Source organism: Janthinobacterium saanense (genome assembly GCF_014200675.1).
Lineage (GTDB): Bacteria > Pseudomonadota > Gammaproteobacteria > Burkholderiales > Burkholderiaceae_D > Janthinobacterium.
Map to the genome: position 1 here is coordinate 210,743 of NZ_JACHCI010000005.1, position 13,724 is coordinate 224,466.

The 13,724-nt window shown below is 60.1% G+C and carries 15 protein-coding genes; 5 read left to right on the forward strand and 10 right to left on the reverse strand.

Going from position 1 to position 13,724, the window contains the following annotated elements; all coding sequences use genetic code 11:
- Window positions 1–37 precede the first annotated feature (37 nt).
- Window positions 38–1,033 (forward strand): gamma-glutamyl-gamma-aminobutyrate hydrolase family protein, encoded by a 996-nt coding sequence (locus HDE72_RS10055; protein ID WP_183739821.1) that lies wholly within the window; start codon window positions 38–40, stop codon window positions 1,031–1,033.
- 11 nt (window positions 1,034–1,044) lie between these two features.
- The gene (locus tag HDE72_RS10060) at window positions 1,045–2,106 is read left to right on the forward strand and encodes an alginate lyase family protein (RefSeq protein ID WP_183739824.1); all 1,062 of its coding nucleotides are present in this window, start codon (window positions 1,045–1,047) and stop codon (window positions 2,104–2,106) included.
- An 11-nt stretch (window positions 2,107–2,117) separates the two neighbouring features.
- On the opposite strand, the gene HDE72_RS10065 is transcribed toward HDE72_RS10060, so the two are convergent.
- From HDE72_RS10065 to HDE72_RS10085, 5 genes are all read right to left on the reverse strand, one after another.
- Window positions 2,118–3,248, reverse strand: coding sequence for a YbdK family carboxylate-amine ligase (locus HDE72_RS10065; protein ID WP_183674848.1), 1,131 nt, complete (start codon window positions 3,246–3,248; stop codon window positions 2,118–2,120).
- Window positions 3,249–4,436 (reverse strand): cation:proton antiporter, encoded by a 1,188-nt coding sequence (locus tag HDE72_RS10070; RefSeq protein WP_183739827.1) that lies wholly within the window; start codon window positions 4,434–4,436, stop codon window positions 3,249–3,251.
- A 293-nt stretch (window positions 4,437–4,729) separates the two neighbouring features.
- The gene (locus HDE72_RS10075; RefSeq protein WP_183739830.1) at window positions 4,730–5,899 is read right to left on the reverse strand and encodes a vWA domain-containing protein; all 1,170 of its coding nucleotides are present in this window, start codon (window positions 5,897–5,899) and stop codon (window positions 4,730–4,732) included.
- Window positions 5,893–6,519 (reverse strand): GNAT family N-acetyltransferase, encoded by a 627-nt coding sequence (locus HDE72_RS10080; RefSeq protein WP_183739833.1) that lies wholly within the window; start codon window positions 6,517–6,519, stop codon window positions 5,893–5,895. The genes HDE72_RS10075 and HDE72_RS10080 overlap by 7 nt, the downstream gene beginning before the upstream one ends.
- 9 nt (window positions 6,520–6,528) lie before the next feature.
- A complete protein-coding gene (locus HDE72_RS10085; RefSeq protein WP_183739836.1) occupies window positions 6,529–7,398 on the reverse strand; it encodes an AAA family ATPase in 870 nt (289 codons plus the stop codon).
- Window positions 7,399–7,626: 228 nt separating this feature from the next.
- On the opposite strand from HDE72_RS10085, the gene HDE72_RS10090 reads away from it, so the two are divergent.
- Window positions 7,627–7,956, forward strand: a complete 330-nt coding sequence (locus HDE72_RS10090) for a c-type cytochrome (RefSeq protein WP_183739839.1) — start codon at window positions 7,627–7,629, stop codon at window positions 7,954–7,956.
- An 11-nt stretch (window positions 7,957–7,967) separates the two neighbouring features.
- The gene (locus tag HDE72_RS10095) at window positions 7,968–8,309 is read left to right on the forward strand and encodes a c-type cytochrome (RefSeq protein ID WP_183739842.1); all 342 of its coding nucleotides are present in this window, start codon (window positions 7,968–7,970) and stop codon (window positions 8,307–8,309) included.
- A gap of 11 nt (window positions 8,310–8,320) precedes the next feature.
- Here HDE72_RS10095 and HDE72_RS10100 read toward each other — a convergent pair whose 3' ends face one another.
- From HDE72_RS10100 to HDE72_RS10115, 4 genes are read right to left on the reverse strand one after another with little or no spacing between them, the layout of a single operon-like run.
- The gene (locus tag HDE72_RS10100; protein WP_183739845.1) at window positions 8,321–8,722 is read right to left on the reverse strand and encodes a DoxX-like family protein; all 402 of its coding nucleotides are present in this window, start codon (window positions 8,720–8,722) and stop codon (window positions 8,321–8,323) included.
- Window positions 8,719–9,189 carry a DUF2269 family protein gene (locus HDE72_RS10105; protein ID WP_183739848.1) on the reverse strand — a complete coding sequence of 157 codons (471 nt, stop codon included), beginning with the start codon at window positions 9,187–9,189 and terminating at the stop codon, window positions 8,719–8,721. The genes HDE72_RS10100 and HDE72_RS10105 overlap by 4 nt, the downstream gene beginning before the upstream one ends.
- Window positions 9,186–10,304, reverse strand: coding sequence for a saccharopine dehydrogenase family protein (locus HDE72_RS10110; RefSeq protein WP_221291223.1), 1,119 nt, complete (start codon window positions 10,302–10,304; stop codon window positions 9,186–9,188). The genes HDE72_RS10105 and HDE72_RS10110 overlap by 4 nt, the downstream gene beginning before the upstream one ends.
- Window positions 10,305–10,350: 46 nt before the next feature.
- Window positions 10,351–10,773: a DUF1841 family protein gene (locus HDE72_RS10115; RefSeq protein WP_183739854.1), complete on the reverse strand. Its 423-nt coding sequence runs from the start codon at window positions 10,771–10,773 to the stop codon at window positions 10,351–10,353.
- Between the two features lie 486 nt (window positions 10,774–11,259).
- Here HDE72_RS10115 and mqo point away from each other — a divergent pair, with 486 nt between their 5' ends.
- Window positions 11,260–12,906: a malate dehydrogenase (quinone) gene (gene mqo, locus HDE72_RS10120; RefSeq protein ID WP_183739857.1), complete on the forward strand. Its 1,647-nt coding sequence runs from the start codon at window positions 11,260–11,262 to the stop codon at window positions 12,904–12,906.
- A gap of 136 nt (window positions 12,907–13,042) precedes the next feature.
- On the opposite strand, the gene HDE72_RS10125 is transcribed toward mqo, so the two are convergent.
- Window positions 13,043–13,654, reverse strand: a complete 612-nt coding sequence (locus HDE72_RS10125; protein ID WP_183739860.1) for an RNA pyrophosphohydrolase — start codon at window positions 13,652–13,654, stop codon at window positions 13,043–13,045.
- Window positions 13,655–13,724: the final 70 nt, after the last annotated feature.

The window sequence follows — 13,724 nt, forward strand, 5'->3', positions numbered from 1 at the left end:
TATATTGAAACCGTCTCCGCTTTCAGCAAGCCATGCCATGTCAGACGAAAAAAAACCTCCCGACCCAGCCGATTTGAACCCACCGCGCCGTCCCGAAACCGTGGGCAAGGCGCCGGCCGGCGACGACGGTGAACACCGCGCGCGCGATGCTGTTCCCCGCTATTTGAAAGAAAACGATACGCCGTTTGCATTGGCCTGGCGCGTAATCACCTCACGCTACCGCGCCATGCGCGACAAGGCCAGCCGCGACTTCATGCGGCGTACCCTGCGCATCGGTATTTCGGCGCGCATTTTCCACCCCGAGCCGGGTAGCACCGGTTTGCGCAGCAAGAACCTGCAATACCTGGAAGAGTCGATTGCGCAGTGGGTCATGTCGCGCGACGTGCTGGTCTTCATGATCCCGACCGTTAATACCGGTGGCTTGCTACATCCAAGTAACATCACCTTGCGCCATTACGCGCGCCATCTCGATGGCCTGGTGCTGCAGGGCGGCGCCGATGTGTCGCCGCAAACCTATTCAGAGACGGCCACGCGCCCCGAGTGGAGCGGCGACCGCGCGCGCGACCTGTACGAACTGGAACTGCTGCACGAATTCGTCGATGCGGGCAAACCCGTACTGGGCATTTGCCGCGGCTGCCAGCTGATCAACGTAGGCTTCGGCGGCACCCTGTACCAGGATATCGCCTCCGACGTGGAGGGTGCCAGTTCGCACGTCAACGATTTGTATGACCGCCACCGCCACACCATCGTCTTCCCGAAAGGTTCGTCGCTGGCCGGCTTGTTTCCCAAGACGGGCGAAGCGCTGGTCAATTCCATCCACCATCAGTCCGTCAAGGATCTGGGGCGCGATATCACGATCGAAGCGGTGTCGCAGGGCGACAATATCGTCGAGGCGATCCGCTACCAGCGCGCGCGTTTTGTGATGGGTTTGCAGTGGCATCCCGAATTCCATTCTGCCGGTGGCGTCGAACTGCTCGATTGCACACCCATACTCGATAACTTTTTGCGCGCGGCGCGGGAGACACGGTTTTGAACCAGCACACCATGCACCCTCAACGCCGCTTGCTGCTGGCAGGCTTGCTGGCGCTACCCTTCGCTGGTCTCCATGCGGCGCCGCAGGCAGGTAGCGTGCAGCTGTTTGCCCTCACATCGCCGCAGCGCGCCGCCAGTTTGCGCGAGCGCACGGCGCCGGCCGCGCAGGCCGAATTGATCAAGGCGGCACAAAAAACGCTGGACCGGCCGCTGCACCTGATGTCGCTGGTGCGCACCAGCGGCCTGCTCGATGGCGAAGGCACGCGTGCACAAAGCCAGCAGGCCCAGGAAGACTGGCGCCAGGCGCGCTTGCAGGCGCTGGCCTGGCGCTTGTCGGGCAAGCAGGAACATCTGGACAGTGCGCGGCGCTATGTGCTGGGCTGGACGGCCAATTTCCAGCCCTCCTATAATCCCATCGATGAAACGGACTTGAGCAGCCTGCTGTTTGCCTATGACTTGATCGCGGACACCCTGGACGATGGCCAGCGCGAGCAGGTGCGCCGCTTTGGCCGCACCCTGGCGACCGGTTATCTGGCGGAGCGGGTGCTCAACGGCGGGCCTGGCACGGCGCGCAACAACTGGCAGAGCCACCGCGTCAAGCTCGGTACGGCGGGCGCTTATGTCAGTGGCGAGCCGGCGCTGATTGCAGCAGCGCAGCAGCGTTTTGCCGAGCACGTACCGCATAACATCCACGATGATGGCTTGCCCCATGACTTTGAACAGCGCGATGCGCTGCACTATGTGGTCTACACCCTGGAGCCGCTATTGATGGCGGCCTTGATGGCGCAGGCCCATGGTGTAGACTGGTATGGCACGCAGAAACGCCTGGGCGCGGCGCTGGCCTGGCTGGAACCGTATGCGCAAGGGAAGAAGACGCACGAGGAATTCGTCCACAGCACGGTGTCGTTCGACCGCAAGCGCGCCGCCACCGGCGTGCCGGGCTTCGCAGGTGAATGGCAGCGCAATGGCGCCGCCACCGTCTACCAGCTGGCGGCGCGCTTCGACATGCGTTATACGCCGCTGGCCGGCGGACTGCATCCGCCAGCGTGGGTGCAAGCCTTGTTCGCTGCCTGATTTTTGGGTCCTCAGTAATTCATCGGTTCGCCGCGAAAACACCTGATTGCTGAATCAACCATGCCTTCGGCGCTGCCTTGCAGGCTGTGCTGCTTGCGCAGGTATTGTGCATCGCTCCATTGCTTGACCACGTCCGACAGGTGCTTCAGCGCCGGCGTGCTGCCCAGCGCTTCGCAGTGCGGCTCCATCTTGCGCAAGGTGGTCATGATGTCTTCGCGCAGCGACATGGTTTCGTAGGTTTTCGGATGCGTGATGGCGCCGTCCAGACCGAAGCGGCAAGCCTGGAAGCGGTTGTAGTTGTACACCAGGTAATCGTCTTCCACCGGCGGCGTTTCCTTGCGTTCGAGCAGATAGCGGCACAGCGCCTGCAGATAGGCGGCCAGGGCGGCGGCCCGTTCCACCGTCAGCGGCGTGTCGCACACGCGCAGTTCGATGGTGCCAAATTCCGGCTTGGGCCGGATATCCCAGTAAAAGTCCTTCATGCTCTTGATGATGCCGGTGTTCTCCATCTTCGAGAAATACTCGTTGGAGAACTGGTCCCAGCTCAGGGTGAACGGCGCACGTCCGCTCATCGGGAAGGCAAATACGGAGTTCAGGCGCGCCGAGTCGAACAGGGTGTCGCGCCCCTGCACATAAGGCGAGGATGCCGACAGGGCAATGAAGTGCGGGATGTAGCGGTTCAGCGAATGGAGCAAAAACATGGCGTCATCGCCCGAGGCGCAGCCGATGTGCACGTGCTGGCCGAAGATGGTGAACTGCTTGGCCAGGTAGCCATACAGTTCCGAAATCTCCTGGAAGCGCGGCTTGGAAAAGATCTTTTGCGAGGACCATTGCTGGAACGGGTGGGTGCCGCCGCCGGAAATGCCGATATTGAGCTTGTCGCCGGCCGTCACCAGGGTGTCGCGGATTTCCTGCAACTGCGCCAGCAGCGGCGCATGGTGGGTATGCACGCTCGAGTTAATCTCGATCATGCTCTCGGTGATTTCAGGCGTGACGTTGCCAGGGAAGGGCTTTTTGTTCAGCAGGTGCAGCAGGTCGGGGCTGGCGGCTGTCAAGTCATAATCCGACAGGTTCACCAGTTGCAGTTCGAGTTCGACGCCGAATGTCAGCGCGGCCGATTGGCCAAAGGGTTCCAGCGGCATTTAGCGCTCCTTGATTTCGTGGGTTTCTTTGGCCAGCATCAGCACGCGCTGCACCAGTACGGGGCCGAGCAGTTCGAGCATCAGGGTGACGGCGGCCAGGGCGTTCAATTCATCGCCGAAATTGACGCCTTGCTGGCGCGCGTGTTCGAGCAGCAGGATGATGAAGACGGAAATCGGTGTCAGCGCCGTACCCGTCAGCATGCCCTTGCGCCAGGAAATGCCGCTGACATGCGAGAACGCGGCCACGCCGATGACCTTGGTCAGCAATCGTCCGCCGATGATGGCCAGGGCCAGGGTCGCGCCTGCCGTCACGCTGCTCCATTCCAGGGTCGACGCGGCGTAGACGAACAGCAGCACGGTCAGCAATTCGCCGAGCGGGCCGAAATTGCGCTGCGCCTGGCTGAAAGCGACCCTGCGGTGGCGCGCCACCAGGCCGAAGGTGAGGGTGGCCAGCAGCGGCGACAGGCTGGTGGTGTAGGTCAGGGCGACCAGCAGCATCACCGACAACGCAAAGGCGACGGTGGCGTCCTGCGCCATATTGCCCAGGCGGCGCAGCATGGCCGGCACGATGATGCCGAACACGGTGCCGGCGGCCACTGACGCGGCCAGCACGGCGGCGCTGCTGCTGGTCGCTTCGATCAGGTCGGTCGAGCTCTGGAACATCCAGAAGCCGACGATGATATTGAAGGTGAACACGGCCAGCACGCAGTTCAGGGCCGTCAGGTGGACGATGCGTTCCGTGACCTGGCCCGAGCTGCGTTCCTCATTGATCACGCGCATGATGGTCGCTGGCGAAGTCGACATGGACAGGGAGGCCAGCAGCAGCGCCGTCATCGAGGTCACGCCAAATTCGATGCCGATAAAGTACACGACGATAAAGGTGAACAGGGATTCCACCAGACCCGTGACGGCGATCCAGGGATTGTTTTTCAGCCAGCGCAGATTGATGCGGTAGCCGACCTCGAACAGGATCAGGCCGAAGGCCACGTCGGCCAGCACCAGCATGGGGCCGGCGTCCGTTTGCGGCAGCACGCCGACCTGGGACTGGGCCAGGATGAAACCGATCACGCCATAAAAGCTGATGCGCGGCAGGCCAGTCCAGCGGTGGCCGAATTCACCGACCACCCAGGCCAGGGTAATGGCGAACGGCCAGGACAGATCGGTGGCGATCGAGAGAATACTTTGCATGCTCACTCCTTTGAATTGGCGCTGGCACCGGCCGGCAGCGTCCAGGCTGGCGCGGCAACATCGTGGTGCAGCGATAGTGCATTTTTTGCGCAGGCCGCGATGCGCTGATTCTACCGGAGCAGAAGCCGCGCACGGCGTACGCAATCGAACCGTGCCACGGCCATGGCGGCCGTGCACAAGATGCAGCAAGGGCGGGCATGCTGCCCGCAGCGGAGTAGATCCGCAGAGTTAATCAGTACCGCAGTGTACGGCATGGCGGCGCCATGCCGCCATGGATTCTTTGTTGCGTCCTTTTATTTACTGAGCAGGCGCATGCCCCGTTCCAGCCCATCGACGGACAAGGGGAACATGCGGTTGTTCATCAATTGCCGCATCACCCCTATCGATTGGCGGTATTGCCACAAGCCTTCCTGCTCGGGATTAAGCCAGATGAATTTCGGGAAAGCCGTCGTGAAACGCGACAGCCAGACCGTGCCCGCTTCCTCGTTGTTGTACTCGACCGAGCCGCCCGGCTGCAGGATTTCATAGGGGCTCATGGTGGCGTCGCCGACAAAGATCAGCTTGGTGTCGGGCGGGTATTTGCGCAGCACGTCCCAGGTGGAAAAACGCTCGGATTGACGGCGCCGGTTGTTTTTCCACAGGGTGTCGTAGACGCAGTTATGGAAGTAAAAAAATTCCATGTTCTTGAATTCCGTCTTCGCCGCCGAGAACAGTTCTTCGGTGCGCTCGATATGGTCATCCATGCTGCCGCCCACGTCGAACAGCATCAGCACCTTGATGCGGTTCTTGCGTTCCGGGCGCATCCTGATGTCGAGATAACCCGCGTTATTGGCCGTGGCGGCGATGGTAGCGTCCAGCGCCAGTTCGTCTTGCGCGCCCTCGCGCGCGAACTTGCGCAGGCGGCGCAGCGCCACTTTCAGGTTGCGCGTGCCCAGTTCGCGTTCGCCGTCGTAATCCTGATAGCTGCGCGCTTCCCATACTTTGACGGCCGTGCGGTTGCCGCCCTTGCCGCCGATGCGTATGCCTTCCGGATTGGTGCCGCCATTGCCGAACGGCGAAGTGCCGCCCGTGCCTATCCACTTGCTGCCGCCTTCGTGGCGCTCCTTCTGCTCCTTCAGCAGTTCGTTCAGGCGGTCCATCAATTTATCGTAGCCGAATTTTTCCAGCTGCGCTTTTTGCTCGTCGGTCAGTTCGCGCTGCATGCGCTTGAGCAGCCAGTCCAGCGGGATCGCCGCATTCGATTCAAAGGCCGCATTGACACCCTTGAAATACTGCGCGAAGGCGCGGTCGAACTTGTCGAAATGGGCTTCATCCTTGACCAGGGTCAGGCGCGACAAATAATAAAAATCATCCATCGAAGCCTTGATGACATTCTTTTGCAGCGCCTCCAATAAAGTCAGGAATTCCTTGATCGAGACGGGTATTTTCGCGTCCTTGAGCGTGAAGAAAAAATCGATCAGCATGGCGCTTCCTGTACTGCGCGGGGCAGCGCGGCGATGGGGCGCTGTGCCAGCTTGTAGCGCAAGTGGGCGGCGATTTCCGGCCATTCGCCGCGCGTAATGCTGTACATGACCGTATCGCGCACGGTGCCATCGCGGCGCAGCGCATGGTGGCGCAGCACGCCATCTTTTTTCGCGCCCAGGCGCTCGATGGCCGCTTGCGAAGCGTGGTTGAAATTATCGGTGCGAAAACCCACCAGCGCACAGTCCAGAGTCTCGAAGGCATGCGTCAGCAACAGCAGCTTGGCCGTGGTGTTGACGTGGCTGCGCTGGCAGCGCCCGGCATACCAGGTGTAGCCGATTTCCAGGCGGCCGATGGTCGGCACCACATCGTGGTAGCTGGTAGTGCCGATCACCTCGCCGCTGTCCATATCGATGACGGCGAAGGCGAAGCGCGTGGGGCGCATTTCTATGCCCTTGAAGATGTACTGGTCGACCTGGTCCGGTTCGGGCACGGAGGTCACGCGCAGCTTCCACAGTTCGCCATCCATGGCGGCGGCGCGCAGGCCGGCTGCATGGTGGGGCGCCAGCGGTTCCAGGCGGATGCCGTTCAGCTCCAGCGTGACGGGCGTGATCTCGTTCATCGGCAGCCCTTAACGGTTGGTGCGCGACATGAACATCAGGCGTTCGAACAGGTGCACATCCTGTTCATTTTTCAGCAGCGCGCCATGCAGGGGCGGTACGATGGTTTTTGCATCCTGGCTGCGCAGGGCTTCGGCAGGAATATCTTCGGCCAGCAGCAGCTTGAGCCAGTCCAGGAATTCCGAGGTCGACGGTTTTTTCTTCAGGCCCGGCACGTCGCGCACGGCATAAAAGGTTTGCAGCGCCTGCGCCAGCAATTCCTGTTTCAGCTGCGGATAATGGACGGCGACGATCTGCTCCATTGTGTCCTTGTCGGGGAATTTGATGTAATGGAAGAAGCAGCGGCGCAAAAAGGCGTCCGGTAATTCCTTCTCATTGTTGGAAGTGATGATGACCAGCGGGCGGTGGCGCGCCGTGACCATTTCGCGCGTTTCATAGACATAGAATTCCATGCGGTCGAGTTCACGCAGCAAGTCGTTCGGGAATTCGATGTCGGCCTTGTCGATTTCATCGATCAGCAGCACTACCGGCTCGGGCGCCGTGAAGGCTTGCCACAGCACGCCCTTGACGATGTAGTTCTGGATCTCGCGCACGCGCTCGTCGCCCAGCTGCGAATCGCGCAGGCGCGAAACGGCGTCGTATTCGTACAGCCCTTGCTGGGCCTTGGTGGTCGACTTGATATGCCATTGCATCAGCGGCATGTTCAGCGCGGCCGCCACTTCCTCGGCCAGCATGGTCTTGCCGGTGCCCGGCTCGCCCTTGATCAGCAAGGGCCGCTGCAGGGTCAACGCTGCATTCACGGCCAGTTTCAGGTCGGCGGTGGCGACATACTGTTCGGAGCCTTCGAAGCGCGGGCCTGGCTGGGTGTGCGGTGCTTGCATGAGCGATCTGCCTGAGTGAGAAGATGAATGGTAAAAACCGAGTATAAACAGAACTGTGCCGGCCTGCCACGCAAGCGCTCTGTGCCAGCATGCACACAGCGTGTTTTTGTAGGTGGACTTGCAAGAACATCTTGGTTAGAATCGGCAATTAACAGCTTATTTGTCAACATTTAGGAATAAAAAACCAGCTCTGGCGTTTCTCCGATTATCTTTGTTCACTTTGCCACTATGAAAAAAATATTTGCACTTCTCGTGCTTGCCGGCATAGCAAATGCCGTCACAGCGGCTGACATTGTAGGAAACGCCAAGGCCGGGACAGCCAAGGTGGAAATGTGTATCGGTTGTCACGGTATTCCCGGTTACAAGGCCACCTTTCCCGAAGTCTTCCAGGTGCCGATGATCGGTGGCCAATCGGCGAAATATATCGAGAGCGCGCTGCAGGCGTATAAAAAAGGCGATCGCAAACATCCCAGCATGAAGGGGATTGCCACCAGCCTGTCGGACCAGGATATTGCCGACGTCGCCGCCTATTATTCGCAACAAGCCAAGTCGAACTGAGGACTAGCCAGATGAAAAAACTACTCGCCGCCCTGGTTTGCGCTGTCTTTTCGCTGGGCGCCAGCGCTGCCGGCAACATCAATGCGGGCAAGGCGCTGGCGGAAAAATACGCCTGCGCCAGCTGCCACGGCAAGGATTACAATTCGCCGACCGAAGCGACGTATCCCAAGCTGGCTGGCCAGCACCGCGATTACCTGGAACATGCACTGACCGGCTACAAGCGCGGCGACAAGGGGTATGGCCGCAACAATGCCGTCATGACGGGGCAGGTCAAGCCGCTGACCAACCAGGATATCAAGGACCTGGCCGCCTACTTCCACAGCTTGCCCGGCACCTTGGTGACGCACCGCTGATTGTTATCAAGCTATCTCCAAAAGCTGCGCTGGTCGCGGCTTTGTTCATACAGCGCCAGAAACACCAGGCCTGCGATCAGTGTGATGTTTTTCGTGAGCGGCCCGAAAGGGTGGAGCAGGAATTCCGGCAGGAAGACGGCGATCACCAGCGAGTAGCCGGCCACCAGCGCGCACTGCAGCGACCACAGCCATGGCCGGGCATGGGCCAGTGAGGCGATGCCCATGGCCAGGTCGGCCAGGCATGCGGCGGCAAACACCTGCTCTGTATGGGACGTGAGACCGCTGCGGCGCAGCCAGGCGAGCGACTCGGCCTGCGGGTACAGGTACCAGGAGACAAATGCAGTCCATAGCCAGAGGAAGGCCATGCCGAGACGCATGGCCCAGTATAGCCGGTGCAGGTTCGCCGGCTTCATAACGAAGGCTTGGCCACCATCAGCCAGTAGACCAGCATCAGCGCGACAAATGCCGGCACGCCCAGCCAGAACCAGCAGCGCGCATAAGCCCAGTACAGGCTCGGCAGCGCAGTCGCCGTGTCGTCGGCCAGGCGGGCCAGGCTGCGCATGCGGATCTGCAGCCACAGCACCGGCAGCCAGCAGGCGCCTGCCAGCGCATACAGCAGTATCGAGACCAGCACCCAGCCGGACAGTATCGGATAGCCTGCCAGGTGCGCCAGCGCCAGTCCGGATAGCGGCTGGATAATGACGGCCGGCGTCGTGAACAGCCAGTCGGCCAGCACGGTCTTTTCGGCCGACAGGCGAATCGCGCGCACCTCGCCGCCGCGGTCGGTGATCCACTTGAAGAAAGCGATGCCGATGCCGGTGCCGAACAGGATCGTGGCGCTGAGGATGTGCAGCCATTTGACGAACAGGTACCAGCTCATGCCGGCACCTCGGTCACGTCATGGCCTTGCAGCGCGGCCAGGTAGTCTTCCACCGTGAGCAGGCCGACGCAGGGCGTCGCACCGTGCGGCAATGGTGCACCACGGCCGGTGCCGGCGGCCAGTTTGTTTGCCAGTGCGATCGCCGCGCCGCAGGGGATATGCGGGCCGTGGTTTTGCGCTGCCAGCAACTGCCATGTCAAACTCAATGGCAGGCCATCGAACCCCACGCCGTCCATCGTCACGAACATGGCGCCCTTGTCGCTCACCAGCGGTTCCAGCCACTGGCTGATCGCGTGCAGCGGCCTGACCAGCGGCACCAGGCTGCGCAACAGGCCCAGCCGCACCAGCTGCGCCGCGGCCCAGACGAACAGGTGACCGGGGGCGCTGGCAAAACCGGCGTGAAACGTGACGGTCTCCAGGCCAGGATAGCGTTGCGGGAATAGCGCCAGGTCGGGCACGTCGCAACTGCCCAGCAAGCGCGCGCCAATTGGCGGGGCAAAACGGTGGCGTTGCAGGTCGAGCCAGCCGTGCGTGGTTTCCTGGCGGCCGGCGACGCGGCGCTGGAAGGGCTTGCCGCAATACGAAAAGATGCCGGCCATGGTGGCAATGCCCGGCGCGCGGGCGCCGGAGGCGATGCCGTGGCGGATCGATGAGAGCTGGCGAAAGCGCGGCAGGTAGCGGTCGACCACCGCCGACGACAGGGCCGGCAGCGAACTGGCGCCACTGGTGACGAAGACGCCGCGCTGAAGCGCCCGGTCATTGAGGCTGGCAATGCCGGCGACAAAATCACGGCCGTCCGCCAGGTCGATATAGTTGGCGCCAGCGTCTATCGCTGCGCACGCGACGCGATAATCCTGGCCCTGGAATGGGCCTGCGGTATGGATCAGTGTGTCTATTTTCAGTGCGGCCAGGCGCTGCGCCAGGTCCGGGGCATGCCCGTCGAGCGCCAGCGCTTGTTGCGGCGGCAGGCCCAATTGCGCCGTCAATGCCCTGGCCTTGCCAGGATCGCGCCCCGCCACCAGCAGATGGACATTCTTGTTGGCGGCCAGCGCCGTGCAAATGCGCGCGCCGAAAAAACCGTAACCGCCTAATACAAGAATGGTGTGATGGGCCAAGGTATCCTTCAGTTGATGAGTTCCTTGGCAAGATGATACTACCTGATCAGCGGCGCCGCACGCTTTCGATATACGCATCCGTATCCGGCGGCAAGCCCGAGCGCTGCGAGGCCCAGATCATCTGGCCCAGGCATTCCATCACTTCATGCTGGGCCGCGTGCATGGAATCGAGGCGCTGCATCAGTTGCTGCACGGCCTGGCGGATGCCGCGCGGCTGGTCCACTTGTATTTGTTCCGTGATCGACAGATGCATGGACAGGTGTAAAAAGGGATTGGCTTGCCCCCCTTCCACGGAATAATCGCGGGCCAGCGCCGCTTCGACGTCGCTCAACTCATTTTCATATTCGGGGTGTTCCAGGATCCAGTCGAGCGCAATCGCTTCCATGGGGCTGAGAATTTCATGCGCGCGGTGCTTGCGCAGGGTATCGCAAAAGAAACGGCGCACATCATCGGAGGATGGATTAAACATCGTATTAGTACGTAAATGGAAGCAAGCAGCATTGTACCGCGTACTGTGATGACCTACTGATTATTGCTCGATTTCCCGCTGCTACAGCGCATTTATGGTCTTTTTTTAATCTTTTGCTTAATTTAATTTAATACCAAGCAGTAAGTATTATCCACTATCCTTTCGAACGAGCAACGTCAATTAACGGTGATAAAATTCCTGTCCTTGACATTTGCTATGGACTTGACCGCGATTTTGTTGCCAGTTTTTGCCGCCCGGCGGGCTGTGCAGAGGCCGCGCCGTGGTTTGTATTGTCCGCACCCTTGCCACCAGATTTGCTCTTGAATCATCCGGGAGCATGGCAGCATGCATGCTCATTATCTCAACATCCGCCTGTCCGGCCGCCCTGGCGCACTGGATGGCGGACTGTTTGCTTTATCTGCTGATGTTGCTGTCGTGGTGGCGTGCAAGAACAACCTTCTGCTGTATTCAATAACGGAGTTACGTATGCGTAAATCGCTTTTACTTTTGATGTCGTGCCTGATCCTGGCGGCATGTGACAAGACGCCACCTGCGTCGTCGGAAAAACCGGTCGATGTGGTACTGATAGGCGCGGGCACCATGAGCGCCACCCTGGGCAGCATGCTCAAGGAACTGGATCCATCGCTGACCATGGCCATGTATGAGCGCCTCGATTCGGTTGCGGCCGAAAGCTCGGACGCGATGAACAACGCCGGCACCGGTCACTCCGCGTTCATGGAACTGAACTACACGCCAGAAGCGGCCGATGGCCACGTGGAAACCAAGAAGGCCGTTGACATCAACGAGCAATTCGAGATTTCCAAGCAATTCTGGGCCTATGAAGTGGCGCATAAAAATCTGGGCGATCCACGCAGCTTCATCAACAACGTACCGCACATGAGCTTTGTGTGGGGCGACGACAATATCAACTTCCTGCGCAAGCGCTACGCTGCCCTGCAAAAAGAAAATCTGTTCAAGGGCATGCTGTACAGCGAAGATTACTCGCAGATCCAGCAATGGGCGCCGCTTGTCATGAATGGCCGCGACAAGAACCAGAAGGTTGCCGCCACCCGCATGGAAATCGGTACCGACGTCAACTATGGCGCGCTGACCCGCAGCCTGGTGAAAAACCTGACCGAAAAACACGGTATGGAATTGCACCTGCGCAACCAGGTGGAAGACATCAAGCGTGGCGCCGATGGCGTATGGAACGTGAAAGTGAAAAACCTGGTTGACGGCAAGGAACAGAACGTGCGCGCCAAGTTCGTCTTCGTCGGCGCAGGCGGCGGTGCATTGCCACTGCTGGAAAAAACCGGCATTCCTGAAGCCAAAGGCTACGGCGGCGTACCGGTCGGCGGCCAATGGCTGGTGACCACCAATCCTGAGCTGATCAACCAGCATTACGCCAAGGTCTACGGCAAAGCTTCGGTAGGTTCGCCACCGATGTCGGTGCCGCATCTGGACACCCGTATCATCGATGGCAAGCGCGCTCTGCTGTTTGGCCCATTCGCTACCTTCTCGACCAAGTTCCTGAAAAACGGTTCGTGGATCGACCTGCCAGCCTCGATCGGCACCGGCAATGTGCGTCCTATGCTGCAAGCTGGCTACGACAATATTCCACTGACCAAATACCTGGTCCAGCAAGTGATGAATACGCCTGAAGACCGTTTGAAGGCGCTGCGCGAATACCTGCCGAACGCGAAAATGGAAGACTGGACCCTGCAAAACGCTGGTCAACGCGTACAGATCGTCAAGGATGATCCTGTCAAAGGTGGCTTGCTGCAGTTCGGCACCGAAGTTGTCGGTGCAGGCGATGGCAGCATCGTCGCACTGCTGGGCGCCTCGCCAGGTGCATCGACCGCGCCACCGATCATGATCAAAGTGCTGCAAAAAGCGTTTAAAGACCGTCTGGCCACCCCGGAATGGCAAGCGAAGATGCTGGAAATGGTCCCATCGTATGGTCAAAAGCTGAACAGCGACCCTGCACTGGCCAACCGTATCCGTCAATACAGCAGCGGCGTGCTGGGCTTGAAAGCGTTCACGCTGGACGTATCTGGTACACCGGCTGCAGCAGCGGCTGGCGTCTCGGCTTCGGCATCTGTGCCTGCACCAGTGGCAGTGGCGGCAAAATAAGCGTCAGGAGTGGGGATGGCGAGCCATCCCTGTCCTGATGCAGCCGGCGGCAAGATGAGTTGCCGGCATGAAAAAAGGGGCAGCCTGTCAAGGCTGCCCCTTTTGCATGGTGGACTGCAATCATGACGGTCTGGATTTACTCCTTGCCTGGCAGTATCAGTTCCGGCGTGCAACCTTCGGCGCTGGTAGCTGTGCAGCTCTGTTCCGCTGCACGCGGCGCATGCGGCTGGCGCAAGTAGCGCGAGGTATGGCGTTGCTGCCCGTTGCCATGCGCGGGCCAGGTCAGGAAGCGTGACAGCTCCTGCAAGGCGCGCTGATATACATCGCGTTTAAATTCAATCACGACATCGAGCGGGACCCAATATTCATGCCAGCGCCAGGCGTCGAACTCGGGATGGTCGGTCAGGCGCAGATTGACGTCGTTATCGCGTGCGCACATTCTCAGCAGAAACCAAATCTGCTTCTGGCCACGGTAATGGCCGCGAATTTCGCGTTTGATGAAGTGATCTGGCACTTCATAGCGCAGCCAGTCGCGGGTGCGGCCGACAATTTTGACGTGTTCCTGTCTGAGTCCGATTTCCTCTTCAAGTTCGCGAAACATGGCTTGTTCCGGTGTTTCGCCATATTTGATACCGCCTTGTGGAAACTGCCATGAGTGCTCGCGCACCCGCTTGCCCCACCACACCTCGTTCTGGGCGTTTAGCAGGATGATGCCGACGTTGGGCCGAAACCCTTCACGGTCGAGCATAATGCACCTCAAACTTTCTGCGACAGAGCGTCTTTTTTTACATAATTGCCCACAACTCCGCAAGCCGGCT